General features: G+C 70.7%; 17 protein-coding genes and 1 tRNA gene. 4 read left to right on the plus strand and 14 right to left on the minus strand.

The window, feature by feature from the left end:
- Position 1: 1 nt before the first annotated feature.
- Positions 2 to 496 carry a GNAT family N-acetyltransferase gene (locus tag ABIC47_RS13335; protein ID WP_354481029.1) on the minus strand — a complete coding sequence of 165 codons (495 nt, stop codon included), beginning with the start codon at positions 494 to 496 and terminating at the stop codon, positions 2 to 4.
- A 41-nt stretch (positions 497 to 537) separates the two neighbouring features.
- Between ABIC47_RS13335 and ABIC47_RS13340 the strand changes: the two genes are divergently transcribed.
- Positions 538 to 1,146 (plus strand): DUF1349 domain-containing protein, encoded by a 609-nt coding sequence (locus ABIC47_RS13340; RefSeq protein ID WP_354481031.1) that lies wholly within the window; start codon positions 538 to 540, stop codon positions 1,144 to 1,146.
- Between the two features lie 7 nt (positions 1,147 to 1,153).
- On the opposite strand, the gene ABIC47_RS13345 is transcribed toward ABIC47_RS13340, so the two are convergent.
- Together ABIC47_RS13345 and ABIC47_RS13350 are read right to left on the minus strand one after the other, a co-directional pair.
- Complete coding sequence (locus ABIC47_RS13345; RefSeq protein WP_089875408.1) at positions 1,154 to 1,543, minus strand: VOC family protein; 390 nt, start codon at positions 1,541 to 1,543, stop codon at positions 1,154 to 1,156.
- A gap of 67 nt (positions 1,544 to 1,610) precedes the next feature.
- A complete protein-coding gene (locus ABIC47_RS13350) occupies positions 1,611 to 2,738 on the minus strand; it encodes an FAD-dependent oxidoreductase (protein ID WP_354481033.1) in 1,128 nt (375 codons plus the stop codon).
- 126 nt (positions 2,739 to 2,864) lie between these two features.
- On the opposite strand from ABIC47_RS13350, the gene ABIC47_RS13355 reads away from it, so the two are divergent.
- Positions 2,865 to 3,191 carry a ferritin family protein gene (locus tag ABIC47_RS13355; RefSeq protein ID WP_354481034.1) on the plus strand — a complete coding sequence of 109 codons (327 nt, stop codon included), beginning with the start codon at positions 2,865 to 2,867 and terminating at the stop codon, positions 3,189 to 3,191.
- Between the two features lie 86 nt (positions 3,192 to 3,277).
- Here the strand turns inward: ABIC47_RS13355 and ABIC47_RS13360 are convergent, their stop codons facing one another.
- From ABIC47_RS13360 to ABIC47_RS13370, 3 genes are all read right to left on the minus strand, one after another.
- The gene (locus tag ABIC47_RS13360; protein WP_354481036.1) at positions 3,278 to 5,356 is read right to left on the minus strand and encodes a S53 family peptidase; all 2,079 of its coding nucleotides are present in this window, start codon (positions 5,354 to 5,356) and stop codon (positions 3,278 to 3,280) included.
- A 129-nt stretch (positions 5,357 to 5,485) separates the two neighbouring features.
- Positions 5,486 to 5,965, minus strand: coding sequence for a hypothetical protein (locus tag ABIC47_RS13365; RefSeq protein ID WP_354481038.1), 480 nt, complete (start codon positions 5,963 to 5,965; stop codon positions 5,486 to 5,488).
- Positions 5,966 to 5,967: 2 nt separating this feature from the next.
- Positions 5,968 to 6,681 carry a DUF1275 family protein gene (locus ABIC47_RS13370; RefSeq protein WP_354481040.1) on the minus strand — a complete coding sequence of 238 codons (714 nt, stop codon included), beginning with the start codon at positions 6,679 to 6,681 and terminating at the stop codon, positions 5,968 to 5,970.
- Positions 6,682 to 6,886: 205 nt separating this feature from the next.
- On the opposite strand from ABIC47_RS13370, the gene ABIC47_RS13375 reads away from it, so the two are divergent.
- A complete protein-coding gene (locus ABIC47_RS13375; protein WP_020075041.1) occupies positions 6,887 to 7,576 on the plus strand; it encodes an alpha/beta fold hydrolase in 690 nt (229 codons plus the stop codon).
- 49 nt (positions 7,577 to 7,625) lie between these two features.
- On the opposite strand, the gene ABIC47_RS13380 is transcribed toward ABIC47_RS13375, so the two are convergent.
- The 8 genes from ABIC47_RS13380 to ABIC47_RS13415 all read right to left on the minus strand — a co-directional run bounded on the left by ABIC47_RS13380 (position 7,626) and on the right by ABIC47_RS13415 (position 15,889).
- A tRNA-Gln gene (locus ABIC47_RS13380) sits at positions 7,626 to 7,697 on the minus strand.
- A gap of 57 nt (positions 7,698 to 7,754) precedes the next feature.
- Positions 7,755 to 8,720 (minus strand): NAD(P)/FAD-dependent oxidoreductase, encoded by a 966-nt coding sequence (locus ABIC47_RS13385; protein ID WP_354481042.1) that lies wholly within the window; start codon positions 8,718 to 8,720, stop codon positions 7,755 to 7,757.
- Positions 8,721 to 8,724: 4 nt separating this feature from the next.
- The gene (gene gltX / locus ABIC47_RS13390; protein WP_354481044.1) at positions 8,725 to 10,242 is read right to left on the minus strand and encodes a glutamate--tRNA ligase; all 1,518 of its coding nucleotides are present in this window, start codon (positions 10,240 to 10,242) and stop codon (positions 8,725 to 8,727) included.
- Between the two features lie 24 nt (positions 10,243 to 10,266).
- Positions 10,267 to 11,052, minus strand: a complete 786-nt coding sequence (locus ABIC47_RS13395; RefSeq protein WP_354481045.1) for a fumarylacetoacetate hydrolase family protein — start codon at positions 11,050 to 11,052, stop codon at positions 10,267 to 10,269.
- On the minus strand, positions 11,049 to 11,924 hold the full coding sequence (locus ABIC47_RS13400) for a ketopantoate reductase family protein (protein ID WP_354481047.1): 876 nt from the start codon (positions 11,922 to 11,924) through the stop codon (positions 11,049 to 11,051). The genes ABIC47_RS13395 and ABIC47_RS13400 overlap by 4 nt, the downstream gene beginning before the upstream one ends.
- Before the next feature lie 153 nt (positions 11,925 to 12,077).
- Positions 12,078 to 13,208 (minus strand): branched-chain amino acid aminotransferase, encoded by a 1,131-nt coding sequence (locus tag ABIC47_RS13405; RefSeq protein ID WP_354481049.1) that lies wholly within the window; start codon positions 13,206 to 13,208, stop codon positions 12,078 to 12,080.
- Positions 13,209 to 13,233: 25 nt separating this feature from the next.
- Positions 13,234 to 14,289 carry a 3-isopropylmalate dehydrogenase gene (locus tag ABIC47_RS13410; RefSeq protein WP_354481051.1) on the minus strand — a complete coding sequence of 352 codons (1,056 nt, stop codon included), beginning with the start codon at positions 14,287 to 14,289 and terminating at the stop codon, positions 13,234 to 13,236.
- A 73-nt stretch (positions 14,290 to 14,362) separates the two neighbouring features.
- On the minus strand, positions 14,363 to 15,889 hold the full coding sequence (locus ABIC47_RS13415; protein ID WP_354481053.1) for an MFS transporter: 1,527 nt from the start codon (positions 15,887 to 15,889) through the stop codon (positions 14,363 to 14,365).
- Positions 15,890 to 15,948: 59 nt separating this feature from the next.
- Here ABIC47_RS13415 and ABIC47_RS13420 point away from each other — a divergent pair, with 59 nt between their 5' ends.
- Entirely contained in the window at positions 15,949 to 16,587 is a 639-nt protein-coding gene (locus ABIC47_RS13420) for a TetR family transcriptional regulator (protein ID WP_354481055.1), read from the plus strand.
- The last annotated feature ends 13 nt before the right edge of the window (positions 16,588 to 16,600 follow it).

Consider the following 16,600-nt stretch of genomic DNA (forward strand, 5'->3'; position numbering starts at 1 on the left):
TTCAACACTCCCGCCGGAGCCCCGGCGCATCCCGGTGCACGACGTAGACGTGGAGCAGTCGCCCCTCCGAGCTGAAACCGTGCCGCTCGTACACGGGCACCGCCCGCGGGCTGGAGTGCACCGTCACGCGCTCGAGCCCCCGCTCGCGAGCGCTGTCCACGACGGCGTCGATCAGCCGGCCGCCGATCCCACGGTTGCGATGTCCGGGGGCGACGTACGCGCACTGCAGGTCGCCGGATGCGCGGTCGAACGCGCGTGCGCTCGGGACCCGCGGGATGACGGCCAGCCACGTCATCCCGATCACCGCGCCGTCCGCGACGGCGACGAAGCACTCGTGCGTGTCCTGATGTTCGCTCGCCCACTCGGCGAACTGCTCCGCGAACACCTCGCGCGGATCGAGGGCCTCACCCCCGAACTCGAACACCGAGTCCCAGCGCAGCCCGCCGACCGCCGCCCACTCCGTCGGCCGCGCCGGCCGCACGTCGATATCGCCCATCCCGCCAGCCTATGACGGGCCCGTGCCGTAGCGTTCTCGGTATGCCGATCAGCCTCCACACCCTGCCCGAGCTCTCCTGGACCCACACTCCCGGCGACGCCGACTTCGACCCCTCGACCGAGGTGCTCACTCTGACGGCCGCCGCCGGGGTCGACTGGTCGAACGACGCGCTCGGCACGCACTCACAGCACGCCGCGACCGCGCTCACGCTCGAGGCGCCCGCGGGCGACTTCACCCTGTCCGCCCGGGTTCGCGTCTCGGAGCCCCGCACGACGTTCGATGCCGGCGCGCTCGTGCTGTGGAGCGACGACGACCACTGGGCGAAATTGTGCTTCGAGTTCTCGCCGCAGGGTCAGCCGATGGTGGTGAGCGTCGTCACCGACCGGTACTCGGACGACTGCAACAGCACCCACGTCACCAGCGGCGAGATCTTCCTGCGCGTCGCGCGCGTCGGGGAGGCGTGGGCGTTCCACTCGTCGACGGACGGCGTCCAGTGGGACTTCGTCCGCCTGTTCCGGCTGGATGCCGGCGCGGACGGCTGGAGAGTCGGCTTCCTGTCGCAGGCACCGATGGGCGACACCTGCACCGCGACCTTCGACCGGATGGCGCTCCGCCACGACGGGCTCGCTGACCTCCGCAACGGGGAGTGAGCGGGGCTCAGACGCGCTCGACCACCTCGAACCGGTTGCCGTCGGGGTCGTGTGCCGCGAACATCGCCGGGACGTCCGGCCAACGGAGCATCTCTCCCACGTCGGCACCGGCGCGAGACAGCGTCTCGTGGGTGCGCTCCGCGTCGAGCGTCTCGAAGCGGATGCCCGTCTCGACGCCCGCGGGCGCATCCGGCTGGGCCGGCACCAAGGACACCGACACCGCGGAGCCGGGTGGCGCGAGCATGATCCAGCGGCTCCCGAGCTGCGGGAGTGGCGCGTCGACCCGCACCTCGAACCCGAGGACATCGCGGTAGAACGCGAGCGCGCGATCCTGGTCGGAGACCGGGATGCCGATGGTGCTGACGCCGACGATGCCGGCGCCTTCCGTGTCCGTCATGCGCGACATCCTCCACCATCGAGCGCCCGGCGGGGAGGGCCGCCACCGCGACGAGCGGACGATGCGGCTATGCGTCGGGCGGCGCGACCGCCACGCGGAAGCGCGGTGCGGCGGGCTCGCCGTGCAGCGCCAGACGGGCGAGCACATCGCCGAGCGCAGGACCGAACTTGAATCCGTGACCCGAGAACCCGGTTGCGATGACAACCTTCCCGACGCGGTCGAGCACGAAGTCCTCCTGCTCGGTGCTGTCGTAGAGGCAGCTGATGCCCTCGGGATGCGTCGCATCGACACCCGGCACCCACTCGGCCACGTACTGCTTCAACTGTTCCAGTCTGTCGGGATCGATGCGCCGATCGCGACCGTCCGGGTCCACCTCCGGGCCGACGCCATGGAAACCGACCTTGACGCCCTCCCCCGGTGTCAGCAGTCCGTAGGCGCTGGCCACGGCGTTGCGGGTGGGGTGGTGCACGAAGCTCGGCCAGGCCGTCTCCGCGTCCGCCAGGCCAGGCAATACAGGGAAGTGCGCCGGTTGTTCCTCCGTCACGCGGACTTCGGGAAGCTCAACATTGTGGGCCGAGAGCCAGGGACGCAGGAGTGACGGCGTCCACGAGCCTGCCGCGACGACCACCAGGTCGGCTGTATGGGTGCCACCGTCGGTCCCCACCGTCACACTGTCGCCGGAGTCCTCCACTCCCGTCGCGCGGACGCCGAAGCGCAGCTCCGCTCCCGCGCCTTCGGCTGCGTCGAGCAGGGCATCCAGAGCGTCGGCTGCCCGCAACCGGCCGCCGCCCGGGCTGAACAGCACGTGGCCCTCGAACCGGAGGCCCGGCCAGCGCGTCTCGGCCTCGGCACCTGTCAGCCACTCGTAGGGCAGCCCCGCCGCATCCTGCGCCTCGGCGATCGCCTTCAGCACCACCGGATCGCCGTGGTCGACCGCTCCCGTCGCGTCGAGCAGCGTGCGGCCGCTGATCCGCTCCAGCTGCTTCCATTCGGTGAGCGCGCGGACGGACAGCTCCACATAGTCCTGCTCCGCGTAGCCGTGACGGAAGATCCTGGTCGCACCGTGCGACGACCCGCGATCGTGGCCGCGTTCGAACGCCTCCAGCAGCAGAACGGACGCTCCTTTGCGCGCCAGCGACCAGGCCGTCGCCGCGCCGACGACACCCGCGCCGATGACGATCACGCTCGTTGCCATGCCGCAACCCTATCGAGCGGCGGACGACGATCCCGCCGTGCCTCTGCGCATTCGCAGCGGGTGGCCCTTGAGGGATCCGGCATCCGGACATTGGATGGAGTCCCCACGACGAAAGGACGACAGGCGATGTCGACTGATCAGTACCACGAGCCGCCAAGCGAGCTCAGCGAGGAGACGCGGACCTTCGCGCGGATGTGCGCGAGCCTGTCCGAGGAGGCGGAGGCGATCGGCTGGTACGAGCAGCGCATCGCCGTCGAGAAGGACGAGGTCGCGAAGGCGATCATGCTCGACTCGCTCGCAGAGGAGTACAAGCACTTCAGCATGGAGCTCGAGTTCCTGCTGCGGGCGAAGCTGCAGTGGCGGGAGACGGCGAAGGGCATCCTGTTCCAGCACGGCGACATCGTCCAACACGGCGAGGAGGCCGAAGAGGCCGCCGAGGACGTCGCCCCCTAAGCCGCCCCCCTAAGCCGCCGAGGTGCACGTTGTTGCGGTCGACACGCCGTGCGAGACCGCAACTACGTGCACCTCGGCTGAGCGGACTACTTCGTGATGCCTGCGAAGAACGCGGCGCCGTTGGGCGTCCCGACTCCGGTGGCCGTGTCGTAGCCCTTGGTGCTGTGGAGGGTCTGGTTCGGCTCCTCCTGCGTGCGCAGGCTGTAGCTCAGACCTCCCGCAGCGCTCTCGCTGTCGACGTAGTTCACGCGAAGCACCGACGGCAGCGGGGACTGCACGGTGGTGCCGAACATGTCCGCCTGGTCGACGTCGTAGAACGCCGAGCCGCCCGCCGCGTACGCTGCGTAGATCCGCGGGTTCAGGAACCCGAGCGGCGCACCGGCCACCTGGTTCGCGACCGCCGCGATGCCCGCGGTCAGCGGGGCGGCGACCGACGTGCCGCCGATCCGGTACTCGTCGTAGTAGGTGCCGTTGCTGAACGTCTGCGTCTGACCGACGAGCAGCCCGGTGTTGGGGTCGGCGAGGGCGCTGATGTCCGGCACCAGGCGTCCCGCCGCCGCTCCGACGGCCGCCGCCTGATAGGCCGGTTGCGCGAACAGACGGCTCACGCCTCCGCCTCCGCCGCCGTTGAACGTGCCGGGCAGCGGTGACGCGAGGGTACCGTCCAACTCGTACGGGGCACCGGACATGTGGTCGGTCGCCGTCGGGTTCACGGCATCGAGCCCGGTCTCCCAACCGACCTCGAACGACCGCTTCCAGCCGGTGTTGTTCAGCGGGGACGCCGGGTCGTCGATGGCCGAGTAGCTCAGCCCCGACGGAGCGGCCGTCGGCACCACGGAGGCGGAGCTGCCGCCGACCGCGGTCACCCACGGGCTGTCGGCGTAGAAGTCCACCGTCGGCGTACCGAACGAGCCGACCTCGTCACCGCTGTCGCCACTGGAGACGAACACGCCAACCCCGGTCGCCGCAGCCTCGATGAAGGTGTTGTTGAGGCTGTTGACGAAGCCCTGCGGCACCGCCTCACCGGCGAACCCGTAGCTGATCGAGAGGATGCTCGCCAGGTGCTTGTCGACGATGTGGTTCACCGACGCGTCGAAGTCCTGCCGCGCGTTCGCGGAGGCGACGTACAGCAGGTCGGCGCCCGGGGCCGTCGTGTGGATGGCCTCCGCGTCGAGCGTCTCCTCGCCGTAGTAGTCCCCCGGCACCTGCTGCGGGGTGTCCGGGTGCTTGTACACACCGGGCGCGACCAGCTGGGTGATCTTCGGAGCGGGAAGGTTGTGGAGGCTGCTGTACTTCGTCACATCCTGCACGAGCGTGGGGCTGGCGTTGGCGCCGACGAAGGCGACCGTCTGCCCGGAGCCGTTCGCGGCGACCTGGTCGAGGCCGTAGAGCCCGCGCACCTGGGCCGGGGTGTAGCCGCACGGAGCGATGGGCTTCGTGCTGGTCCCGTACGCCGGGGCGTTCGGCATGGCCACCGTCTTCTCGCCGTACCAGAGCGAGCAGGGCTGGCCGGCGCGGAAGCCGACCGAGGGAGCGCCGTGGTTCTGCTTCGGGCTGTTGCCGTTCCCATTGCCGTCGGTGCTCGTCGGTTGGATGAGCGACGCGCCCTGGTCGAGTCCGGCGACGCTCTCCACGATGCCGGCGAGCGACGCGGGGACGGTGACGGCCGACTCGGGAGCCCGCAGGGTCGTCCCGTACGCGCTGTACTCGCCGAGGGTGACGCCGAACGCGTTCTGCGCCTGGGCGACGGTGCCCTCGGCCGATACGTAGCGGTTGTTGCTGGGCGTGTCCACGATGGTGAAGCCCGCGCCGCGCAGGAACTGCTGCACCGCCACCACGCTCGACTGGCTCGGAGCGAACTGCTGCCGGAACGCCTGCGGCGTCAGGAACTTGCGGTAGCTGGATGAGCCGGGGGTCGATACGGCAAGCGCGGTCTGCGCTGCGGCAGAGGCGTTCTGCCACGGGAGGTACACCCGGAGGTCGACGGTGTCGGTCGCTGGAGCGGCGGAGCGGAGCGCCTTCGCATTGGCCCAGGCCGGCTGACTGCCCGGCAGGGCACTGCGACCGGATGCCGCAGCAGCCGGTGTCGCGGCTGCCGCGACGAACAGAAGGGCCGCGCCGGCGGTGACGGCTGCGGCCCGGAGGGTTCTCGTTGACGTGCGCACGGATGTCCTTTCATCGATGCGAAATCGCGCTGATCGGCGCGGGTCAATCCAACTCCTGCCCGGCAGGCGGAACAACGATACGGCTCCTGAGAGTCCGTACAGGTTGCGCGCGGAACCGGCCCGACCGACTCACGCGTCGACGTGGATGAGGAACACCCAGGCGCTGAGCACCCCACCGACGAAGGCCACGAACACCGCCGGGACGAGCACATAGATGCCAGCCTCCCCGACGACGACCATGAGGATGCCCGCCGCGAGCAGAGTCACGGAGGTCACCACGTTCGGGTTGATCCGCTGGATCGCGCGCCCGAGCGGGGTCGGCGACGGCGCAGTCGCCCGCCGGTCCAGCACGAGCAGCGTGACAGCCGTCAGCACCGCGAGGACGATCACCTCGATGCCGAGAACCCTCGCAGGCTGACCGGGCACGGCGAGGAGCACCGCCACCAGCAGCATCGCGGTGAAGAGGCTCAGCGTCTGAGCCGCCCGGAGACGCAGTTCCGTGGACCCGGCGATGACCTGGATCCGGATGGACACGGCCACGAAGAGCAGGCCGAGGAGCGCCGCCGCCGCGCCGCCGACGATGGTGGCGAACACACCCCAGTCAGCCATCGTCACTCGCCGAAGTCCGAACCGGGGCCGGGGATGAGCAGGCCCGTCGCGAGGAGCGCCGCCACCCACGCGACGACCGGGCCGAGGACCGGCGCGAGTGCCAGCGCGGCGGTCGCGCACACCGCGCCGACCGGCAGAGCGAGCACCGAGAGCACCCGGACGCCCTGGCCGTGGGCGGCGCGCAGCGCAAGGTCCTGCATCGTGGTGGTCAGCGTTCCCGTGACGTAGGTGGTGGTCACGCCATCCACATCGGAGAGCTTCTTCGCCGCCACGGTCTGCAGTGCCAGCGCAGCCGCGGAGAGAGCGATCACCACGCAACGCTCCACCGTGCTGTCGGCGCCGGGCAGCACCATCCAGATCACGACGACGACGGCCTGCACGGCCACAGACGGCAGCACCAGGCGACGGAACGCCCGTCGTGCGGTCGCCGAGACGGTCGTCGGGGCGCGCGTGAGCCGGAAGGCGGTGTAGAGCACGCCGACGAACGAGACGATGGCCACCCCGGCCGTCAGAAGGGTCAGCGCGAACTGGGGCCGGGTGAACATGCCGCTCAGGATCAGGTTGCCGGTCATGTTCGCCGTGAAGATCCCGCCGAGGGCGAGGAAGGCGAAGGCGTCGGCCGCTCCCGCCGAGAAGGACAGCAGGACCAGGGCCAGATGGATGCGGCGCACCCGTCCGGGATGCGTCGACTGGACGAGTTCCGGCGTACCGGTCACATCGGGCCGATCGGAGACGGTTCGTCGGTCATGGGTTGCTCTCCCCTGGGCGATGGTGCCGGAGCGGTGCTCGTTCGGGTGGCCGTCAAAGTAGCAGGTTCCGCCAGCGTCCCGCCAGATCCGTCACGATCTGCTTCTGTTGTCGCAGCGATCCTCCCTGCTACCGTGCTGCCACGCTCCACCCGCTCGGCTGAAAGAGGTCGGAATGCCTGAAGCTGCCACCAACGTCGTCCTCGTCCACGGCGCCTATGCCGACGGATCGTCCTGGTCGAAGGTGATCCCCCGCCTGCAGGCCGCCGGTCTCGGGGTGACGGCGGTGCAACATCCCCTCACCACACTCCAGGACGGCGTCGAGATCACCCGGCGCGCCATCGCCCTGAACCCCGGTCCGACCGTGCTCGTCGGGCACTCGTTCGCCGGGATGATCGTCACAGAGGCCGGGGTCGACCCGGCCGTCTCAGCGCTCGTCTACGTGGCGGCTCGCGCCCCCGACGCCGGCGAAGACTACGGCGCGCTCGCCAAGACCTACCCTCTGCCGCCCGCGTCCGCCGGGGTGGTGTGGTCCGAGGGGTGGGGCCGCCTCAGCGAGGAGGCGTTCCTGCGCGACTTCGCCGGCGACCTCCCGCCGGAGGAGGCGCGGGTGCTGTGCGCGGTGCAGGGACCGATCTCCGACACCCTCTTCTCCGGCAGGACCACGCACGCCGCCTGGCGCGACAAGCCCAGCTGGTACGCGGTCTCGACGGAGGACCGGACGATCAACCCCGACCTCGAGCGCTTCATGGCGAAACGGATGGGCGCCACCACCATCGAGCTCGCCGCCAGCCACGTCTCGCTCGTCTCGCACCCGGCGGAGGTCTCCGACCTCATCCTCGCTGCGGCTGGACGCGCCGCCTGACCCCTCACGAGGGCAACAAAAAAGCCCCGGAGAACCGGGGCGCTTCTTGCTGGGGTACCTGGACTCGAACCAAGAACAACTGAACCAGAATCAGCCGTGTTGCCAATTACACCATACCCCACCGGCCTGAACCGTAGTCCGGGCACGAGAAACAACTCTAGCCTACCGGCAGGCCGGACTACAAAACGGCGGCGTCCTCCAGGGAGAGCCCGATGAGGTCGCGGTTGACGGCCGCGGCGACCACTGCGCCGGAGCCCGCGGCGACGATCAGCTGCTGCGGTCCGGGTGCCGACGTCTCCCCCGCCGCGTACACGCCGGGCAGCGACGTGCGGCCGTCCGCGTCGGTCAGCAGGTAGCCGTCGGCGTCGCGATCGAGGTCGAGCGCATCCACGAATGACAGGGAGGGCGACCATACCGGGCGCAGGAACCCGCCGGCCCGCTCGACGAGGGTGCCGTCCGCGAGACGGACGCCGGTCATGACGCCCTTCTCGCCGACCACGTCGTCGATCGGGCGGCGTTCGACCCGCACACCGAGGCGGGCGAGCGTGCGCTCCTCGTCCTCGCCGATCGGCGCGACGCCGTTGGTGAAGACGATCAGGTCGTCCGTCCACTGCGTGAGCAGCAGAGCCCGCTCGGCCAGGTCGTCGGTCTCGCCGATCAGGGCGAGCGGCTGACCGGCCGACTCGAAACCGTCGCATTCGATGCAGCTGTGCAGCTGGGTGCCGTAGAACGCGCGGATGCTCGGGATGGCCGGCATCGTCTCCGTCACACCGGTCGCGATGAGCACCGTGTCGGCGCGTACGTCGACGTCAGAGCCTCCGCGCACCCCGCGGGCCGTGACCCGGAAGCCGCCGCCCTCCACCGAGACCGCGCCGACCTGGGCGAAGACGACGGTCGCGTTGTCGTACGCGTCCACTTCCTCCCGGCCCATCCGGCGCAGCTCCAGCGGGCTGACCCCGTCGCGGGTGAGGAACCCGTGGGCGAGCAGTGTCGCAGCGTGGCGCGGGCGGTTGCCGTCCACCACGAGCACACGGCGCCGGGCGCGGGCCAGGTTGAGTGCCGCGGACAGGCCCGCGGGGCCCCCGCCGATGACGACGACCTCGTAGGACGGCTCGAGAGCCGGCGGCGCGGTCACACCGGTCATCGCGCTAGCCCAGGTCCGCCGACAGCCGGTCGAGCCGGGCGATGGTCTCCGCCTTGCCCAGGATCTCCATCGACTCGAACAGCGGGGGCGACACGCGGCGGCCCGAGAGCGCGACCCGCAGCGGGCCGAACGCGACGCGCGGCTTCAGCGCCATCCCCTCGACCAGGGCGTCGCGCAGTGCGGACTCGATGGCCTCGTGGTTCCACTCCGCCTCGGGCACCAGCTCCAGCGCACCGAGGGACGCGGCCAGCACCTCGCCCGCGTTGTCCGGCAGCGAAGCGCGGGCGTCGGGCTCGACCACGAGCGAGGCGGCGTCGGTGAAGAGGAAGCCGAGCATCCCGGGCGCCTCGCCCAGCAGCTGCACGCGCTCCTGAACCAGCGGCGCCGCCTTCGCGAGCACCTCGTGCTGCGCGGGCGTCAGCGGCTCCTCCACCACACCGGCCGCGGCCAGGTACGGGACGGTGCGCTCGGCGAAGTCGGCCACATCCAAGAGCCGGATGTGGTCGCCGTTGATCGACTCCGCCTTCTTCAGGTCGAAGCGGGCCGGGTTCGGGTTGACGTCCTCCACATCGAACGCCGCCACCATCTCCTCCAGCGAGAAGACGTCGCGGTCGTGCGTCAGCGACCAGCCGAGCAGGGCCAGGTAGTTGACCAGGCCCTCGTGGATGAAGCCACGGTCGCGGTGGTGGAACAGGTTCGACTCGGGGTCGCGCTTGGAGAGCTTCTTGTTGCCCTCCCCCATCACGTACGGGAGGTGGCCGAAGCGCGGGACGAACGTGGTCACTCCCGCGTCGATCAGCGCGTGGTACAGCGCGATCTGGCGCGGGGTCGACGACAGCAGGTCCTCGCCGCGGAGCACGTGCGTGATGCCCATGAGCGCGTCGTCGACCGGGTTCACGAACGTGTACAGCGGGTGGCCGTTGGGGCGCACCACGACGAAGTCGCTGAACGAGCCGGCCTTGAAGGTGATCTCGCCGCGCACCAGGTCGTCGAAGCTGAGGTCGTCGTCCGGCACGCGCAGCCGCAGGGCGGGCTCCCGGCCCTCGGCGCGGTAGGCGGCCTTCTGCTCGTCGGTGAGATCGCGCTCGAAGTTGTCGTAGCCGAGCTTCGGGTCACGGCCGAGCGACACGTTGCGCGCCTCGATCTCCTCCGCCGTCGCGAAGCTCTCGTAGATGTGACCGGAATCGCGCAGCTTCTGGATGAGGTCGCGGTAGATGCCGTACCGCTGCGACTGACGGTAGGGGCCGTCCGGGCCTCCGACGTCGATGCCCTCGTCCCAGTCGAGGCGCAGCCAGCGCAGCGCATCCAGGATCTGCTGGTAGCTCTCCTCGCTGTCGCGGGCGGCGTCGGTGTCCTCGATGCGGAACACCATCTTCCCGCCCGTGTGGCGCGCGTACGCCCAGTTGAACAGGGCGGTGCGGATCAGGCCGACGTGCGGAGTACCGGTCGGCGACGGGCAGAAGCGCACGCGCACATCGGCGCCGGTGGCCTCGGAGAACGGGTGAGCGATCGAGTCAGACATACGTCTTCGATCCTACCGGGGAGGCTACTTCGGGGCGCGCACCGGATTCACCAGCGACCCGACGCCCTCGACCTCCACCTCGACGGTGTCGCCGGGCTTCATCGGACCGATCCCGGACGGCGTCCCGGTGAGGATGACGTCGCCCGGCAGCAGCGTGAACACGCTCGACGCGTACGCGACGATCGACGGGATGTCGTGGACCATGTCCGAGATCGGCGCCTCCTGCTTGAGCTCGCCGTTGAGGCGGGTCCGCAGCACGGCGTCGGGCGCGAGCTCGGTCTCGATCACCGGGCCGAGCGGGCAGAAGGTGTCGAAGCCCTTCGCGCGCGTCCACTGGCCGTCCTTCTCCTGCAAGTCGCGGGCGGTGACGTCGTTCGCGACGGTGTAGCCGAAGATGTGGCCGGCGGCGTCCTCCGCCCGGACGTTGCGGGCGATCTTGCCGATCACCACGGCCAGCTCGCCCTCATAGTCGACGCGCTCGGACTGCGGCGGCACCACGATCGCGTCGCCCAGGCCGATCACGGCCGTGTTCGGCTTCAGGAACAGCAGCGGCTCTCCCGGCGCCTCCCCGCCCATCTCGGCGGCGTGGTCGCGGTAGTTCTTGCCGACCGCGACGACCTTCGACCGCGGGATGACCGGGGCGAGCAGCGAGCCGACCTTGCCCAGCGGGACGCGCTCCCCGGTGGTCTCGAATCCCACGAACATCGGGTCGCCGGCGAGCACGACCAGGGCGTCCTCGTCGACGATGCCGTAGTCGATGGCGGGCGTCGACGAGCCTTCGCGGGTGTGGCTGAAACGTGCGATCTTCACGCGTTCGAGCCTAGCGCCGACAGGATGCGCGCAAGGGAGGGAGTCGCGATGCCGTGCCGCTCGCCGATGCGCAGGAGCGCTCCGCCGATGGCGTCGAGCTCGCTCGGGGCGTCGGCGGCGAGGTCCTCCTGGAGGGAGGTGCGCATCCCGCCGGGCACGCCGCGGAGGGCTCGGACCAGGTCGAGCTCGGACGCGGGGACCCCCTCGGCGGCCGAGCAGGCGACCACCTCACGGACGACCCCTTCGGTCAGCTCGGGGTCCTCGCTGAGGGCCGGCCCGGCCGGCTGCCGCCAATACGAGGTGAGAAGGGCAAGCGAGGCCAGCAGGCGGAACTTCGCCCAGAGCACCTCCGCCTCGCTCCCGCCGACGCGGACGCTCGGGCCGGCGTCGGTGAGCGCGAGAACCGAGGCGAAGCCGGCCGCTGCATGCGGCGCCTCGATACGGACGAACGGGCTCCGGTGGTCGATGACGGTGGTGGATGCGCGCAGCGCCGACACCGCGATGGATGCGCCCGCGACCGGCACACCCGGAAGCGCAGAACGCAGCGGCTCCATGTGCTCGACGCCGTTGAGGAAGGAGATCACCTCGGCGGGCCGGGCCGCCACGACGCCGGGGAGCACGTCATCCAGCCCGTAGGCCTTCGTCGCCAGCAGGACGCTCGCACCGTCGGGCACCTCCGTCGCGGCCGGGACGCGCTCGACCCCGTCGCCGAACAGCTCGCTCCGCACGTCGATGCCGTCGTGCCGGATCGCCTCGACCGTGGCCGGGCGGCCCACCGCGACCACGTCGTGTCCGGCCCGGTGCAACAACCACGCGAGGAGGCCGCCGACCGCACCCGGTCCGACAACGGCGAACACGGTCCCGTTACCCATGCCTCGATGCTAGCCAGGGTTCGGCCCGAGGGCATCGCGTTCCGGCGGTATGCGAAAGGGAGGAGTCTGCGGGCGAACCGGCCGCAGACTCCTCCCTTTCACGCGAAACACCGACGGACGGACCGCGAACTCCTCCGTCCGCACAACTGCGAACTACGCGTCGAGGCGGTACATCCAGTTGTGGCGGTCGCGCTCGCGGCCGTACTGGATGTCCGTCAGCTCCTGGCGCAGCGACATGGTCAGCTCTCCGGGAGGCGCGGTGATGTCGCCGACGGTGAACGTGTCCGACTTGAGCTCGCCGATCGGGGTGATCACCGCGGCCGTGCCGCACGCGAACACCTCGACGATCTCGCCCGACTCCACGCCGTCGCGCCACTCGTCGAGCGTCACCTTGCGGCGCTCGACCGTGTGGCCGCGGTCGCGGGCGAGCTGCAGCACCGAGTCGAGGGTGATGCCCTCGAGGATGCTGTCGGACTCGGGCGTGACCAGCGTGCCGTCCTTGCGCACGAGCACCACATTCATCCCGCCGAGCTCTTCGAGGTACTTGCCCTCGACCGAGTCGAGGAAGAGCACCTGGGCGCAACCGTGCTCGTACGCCTCCGACTGCGGGAGCAGGCTCGAGGCGTAGTTGCCGCCGGTCTTCGCCGCACCCGTTCCGCCCTTGCCGGCGCGCGACCAGCGGTCGGACAGCCAGATGGACACCGGGGCGACGCCGCTCGGGAAGTACGCGCCCGCCGGGCTCGCGATCAGGTAGTACGCGACCTTGTTGGCCGGGCGCACACCGAGGAACGCCTCCTTGGCGAACATGAACGGCCGGAGGTACAGGCTCGTCTCCGGCGCGTCCGGCACCCAGTCACCGTCGACGGCGATCAGCTGCTTGATCGAGTCGAGGAAGTGCTCCACCGGCAGCTCGGGGAGCGCGAGGCGGTAGGCCGAGCGCTGCATGCGGGCGGCGTTCGCCTCCGGGCGGAAGCCCCAGATCGAGCCGTCCTCGTGGCGGTACGCCTTCAGGCCCTCGAAGATCTCCTGAGCGTAGTGGAACACCGCGGCCGACGGCTCCAGCTGGATGGGGCCGTAGGGCGAGACACGCGGACGGTGCCAGCCGCCCTTGGCCGACCAGCAGATGTCGACCATGTGGTCGGTGAAGTGGTTGCCGAAGCCGGGGTCCGCGAGGATCTCGGCCCGGGTCGCCGCGTCTCGGGCGGCCTCGTTGCGGGTGACGTTCCAGAGCAGGCCCGAGGTCTCGGTGGGTCCGCTGGTGAGGGAGATGCTGGTCGAAGTCATGACAGGTCCTTTATGCGACGGTGAATCAATTCTGCGCCACTCGCGCGGCGATCGCTGCGCCGATCTCGGAGGTCGTTCGCGCAGCGCCCGTGCGGGCGGCGAGGTCGGCGGTCACCGCCTGCTCCACGCGTTCGGCCAGCTCCTTCTCGCCGAGGTGGCGGAGCAGGAGCGCCGTGGAGAGGATGGCGGCGGTGGGGTCGGCCTTCTGCTGGCCGGCGATGTCGGGGGCCGATCCGTGAACCGGCTCGAACATGCTCGGAAAGGCCCCGGCCGGGTTGATGTTGCCCGAGGCCGCCAGCCCGATGCCGCCGCTGATCGCGGCCGCGAGGTCGGTGAGGATGTCGCCGAAGAGGTTGTCCGTGACGATCACATCGAATCTAGCAGGATCCGTGACGAGGAAGATCGTCGCGGCGTCGACGTGGAGGTAGTCGACCGTGACGTCCGGATGCTCGGCGGCCACCGCATCCACGATCCGCTTCCACAGCGAGCCCGCGAAGGTGAGCACGTTGGTCTTGTGCACGAGCGTCAGCTTCCGCCTCCGCTGCGCGGCCTGCTCGAACGCGTAGCGCACGACGCGCTCGACGCCGTAGGCGGTGTTCACCGAGACCTCGTTGGCGATCTCGTGGGGCGTGCCCTGCCGGATCGCGCCTCCGTTGCCGACGTACGGACCCTCCGTGCCCTCGCGCACGACGACGAAGTCGACATCGCCGGGGTTCGCGAGCGGGCTGGCGATGCCCGGGAAGAGCGTCGTCGGGCGGAGGTTCACGTAGTGGTCGAGCGAGAACCGCAGCTTCAGCAGGAGCCCCCGCTCGATGTTCGCGCCCGCCAGGCGGGGGTCGCCCGGCACGCCGCCGACCGCTCCGAGCAGGATGGCGTCGTGGGCCTTGATGGACTCCAGGTCGGCATCCGTCAGGACGTCGCCCGTCTCCAGGTAGCGGTCCGCCCCGAGCGAGAAGTGCGTCTTCTCGAACGAGAGCCCGCTCCCCTCCGTCACCGCGTCGAGCACCGTGACGGCCTCGGCGATGACCTCCGGACCGATTCCGTCCCCGGGGATGACGGCGAGCTTGACGGTACGGGACATGGCACTCCTGCGCTGGTCGATGGGCGGAACCGGTAGTGCCACCCTATCGCCGCGCCACGACATCCACCCGCGCTCAGGAGCGCACGTGACGCAGGGTGATGAGGGCGACGAGTGCGGCGCTCGCCACCAGGACGATGCCGATCACCGCGGTGACCCCGACGCCGCTGTCGAACGCGGCGCGCGCCGAGGCCAGCAGCTGCTCGCCGAGCGGACCCGGCAGACCGGCCGCGACAGTGACCGCCCCGCCCAGGGTCTCCCCCGCGGCGTCGGCCTGCGCGGCGCTCAGCCCCTCCGGGACGACCAGCGTCGCCCGGTACGAGGCCGTGATCAGGGTGCCGAGCGTCGCCGTGCCGAGCACGGCTCCCAGCTCGTATGCCGTCTCCGACACCGCCGACGCGGCGCCGGCCTTGGCTGCGGGAGCGGTCGAGATGACGAGCTCGTTCGAGACGGTCTCGGCCCCGCCGATCCCCGCGCCCAGGAGGACGAAGGCGGCCAGCAGGATGCTCCACGGCGCTCCCCCGCCGGTCAGCGCGACCAGCAGGTAGCCCGCGGCGGAGAGCGTCAGCCCGCCCGCGATCACGACACCCGGCCGGATGCGGCGCGCGATCGGGACGACGACGAGGCCGGCGACGATCATCGTGAGGAGGCCCGGCACCAGCACGAGCCCCGACTGCAGCGGCGTCAGCCCGATCACGAGCTGCAGGTGCTGCGAGACGAAGAACAGGAAGCCGACGAGCGACACCACGCTCAGCAGGTTGACCACGACGGCTCCGCTGAAGGCGGGTCGCGTGAACAGCCGCATGTCGAGCATCGGAACAGGGCGCCGCAATTGCCGCCGCACGAACAGGAAGCCGCAGCCGGCGCCGAGCGCGATCGCCATCACCGCGACCGGCGAGAAGCCGTCGACCGCCAGCGCCTTGATGCCATAGACGATGGGCGCCATGGTCAGGAGCGAGAGGACGATGCCGGGCACATCCACCGGACCGGGCGCCGGGTCGCGCGACTCGCGCACCAGCAGGGGTGCGAGCACGAGCAGCGGGATGAGGACGGGCACCGCCAGCAGGAAGACCGAGCCCCACCAGAAGTGCTCGAGGAGCACCCCTCCGACGATCGGGCCGAGCGCGGAGCCGGCCGCGAAGCCGGAGGCCCAGATCGCGATCGCGAGGCGGCGCTGCTCGCGGTCGAGGAAGACACTCCGCAGCAGCGACAGCGTGGACGGCATCAGCATGGCGCCGAAGACACCGAGCGCGGCGCGGGCGGCGATGAGCAGCTCGGCGGTCGGAGCGAAGGCGGCGACGGCCGACACGGCGGCGAAGCCGGTGGCGCCGATGAGCAGCAGACGGCGGCGGCCGATGCGGTCGCCGAGGCTGCCCATCGCCACGAGCAGGCCGGCGAGGACCAGCGGGTAGATGTCGACGATCCACAGCATCCCGGTCGCCGACGGGCGCAGCGCCTCGGAGATCGCGGGCAGGGCGAAGCTGAGCACGGTGTTGTCGACGGAGACGAGCAGCGTCGGCAGCATGAGGACGCCGAGCGCCGCCCAGCCGCGCACGCCCGCACGCGTGATCGCCGGGGCCGGGAGGGTCGGTGTCGTGGTCATGCGGATTACTGTACCGTCTGGACGGTACAGTGGCAAGGTGATGCGGCTACCATGGGGTCATGCCGCCTGCCGCAGCGCCCTCCTCCCCCGCTCCGCGCGAGTCCGCCGCACCCGCTGCGGCCACGGCCGCCGCAGCTGCTGCGATCACGCCGTCAGGCTCTCCGGTCTCCGCCCGCGACCGCGTGCTCGACGCCTTCGAGGAGTTGCTCGCCGAACAGAGCGAGCGCGCCGCAACCCTCGACGCCGTGGCCGCCCGCGCCGGGGTCTCCAAGGGCGGGCTGCTCTACCACTTCGCCTCCAAAGAGGCTCTGGCGGCGGGTGTGCTCGACCGCTTCGCCGCGCTCATCGATGAGGACGTCGCCGCGATGCGCGCGGCGCCGGACGGCCCGGTGGACTACTTCCTCCGGACGTCGATCCCCACCGATTCGCGATTCGAGCGCGCGATCGTGGCGATCGCCCGGCTCGCGCAGGCAGCCGACCCTCAGGCCCGGGATGCGCTCGCCCGCGCACAGCGCCGCTGGCTGGAGGTGCTGCAGGAGGCGGTGGGCGATCCGCTGGTCGCACGCACCATCATGCTGATCGGCGACGGGATGTACTACAACACGGCGCTGCTCCCCGCAGCGAACAACGTGCTGCGCGACGAGACGGACATCGACGACCTCGTCGCCCTGATCCGCCGGTTCGCCGGCGACGTCTAAGCGCACGCGGCGC

The organism is Leifsonia sp. 563 (genome assembly GCF_040545055.1).
In the GTDB taxonomy this organism is placed as follows: Bacteria; Actinomycetota; Actinomycetes; order Actinomycetales; family Microbacteriaceae; genus Leifsonia.

What these genes read in the sequence shown, in the direction of transcription:
- ABIC47_RS13400 (WP_354481047.1), bottom strand. Translation starts at nt 11,924, where the DNA reads ATGGGTAACGGGACCGTGTTCGCCGTTGTCGGACCGGGTGCGGTCGGC.
- ABIC47_RS13335 (WP_354481029.1), bottom strand. Translation starts at nt 496, where the DNA reads ATGGGCGATATCGACGTGCGGCCGGCGCGGCCGACGGAGTGGGCGGCG.
- gltX (WP_354481044.1), bottom strand. Translation starts at nt 10,242, where the DNA reads ATGTCTGACTCGATCGCTCACCCGTTCTCCGAGGCCACCGGCGCCGAT.
- ABIC47_RS13375 (WP_020075041.1), top strand. Translation starts at nt 6,887, where the DNA reads ATGCCTGAAGCTGCCACCAACGTCGTCCTCGTCCACGGCGCCTATGCC.
- ABIC47_RS13385 (WP_354481042.1), bottom strand. Translation starts at nt 8,720, where the DNA reads ATGACCGGTGTGACCGCGCCGCCGGCTCTCGAGCCGTCCTACGAGGTC.
- ABIC47_RS13420 (WP_354481055.1), top strand. Translation starts at nt 15,949, where the DNA reads ATGCCGCCTGCCGCAGCGCCCTCCTCCCCCGCTCCGCGCGAGTCCGCC.
- ABIC47_RS13410 (WP_354481051.1), bottom strand. Translation starts at nt 14,289, where the DNA reads ATGTCCCGTACCGTCAAGCTCGCCGTCATCCCCGGGGACGGAATCGGT.
- ABIC47_RS13415 (WP_354481053.1), bottom strand. Translation starts at nt 15,889, where the DNA reads ATGACCACGACACCGACCCTCCCGGCCCCGGCGATCACGCGTGCGGGC.
- ABIC47_RS13350 (WP_354481033.1), bottom strand. Translation starts at nt 2,738, where the DNA reads ATGGCAACGAGCGTGATCGTCATCGGCGCGGGTGTCGTCGGCGCGGCG.
- ABIC47_RS13405 (WP_354481049.1), bottom strand. Translation starts at nt 13,208, where the DNA reads ATGACTTCGACCAGCATCTCCCTCACCAGCGGACCCACCGAGACCTCG.
- ABIC47_RS13365 (WP_354481038.1), bottom strand. Translation starts at nt 5,965, where the DNA reads ATGGCTGACTGGGGTGTGTTCGCCACCATCGTCGGCGGCGCGGCGGCG.
- ABIC47_RS13340 (WP_354481031.1), top strand. Translation starts at nt 538, where the DNA reads ATGCCGATCAGCCTCCACACCCTGCCCGAGCTCTCCTGGACCCACACT.
- ABIC47_RS13355 (WP_354481034.1), top strand. Translation starts at nt 2,865, where the DNA reads ATGTCGACTGATCAGTACCACGAGCCGCCAAGCGAGCTCAGCGAGGAG.
- ABIC47_RS13345 (WP_089875408.1), bottom strand. Translation starts at nt 1,543, where the DNA reads ATGACGGACACGGAAGGCGCCGGCATCGTCGGCGTCAGCACCATCGGC.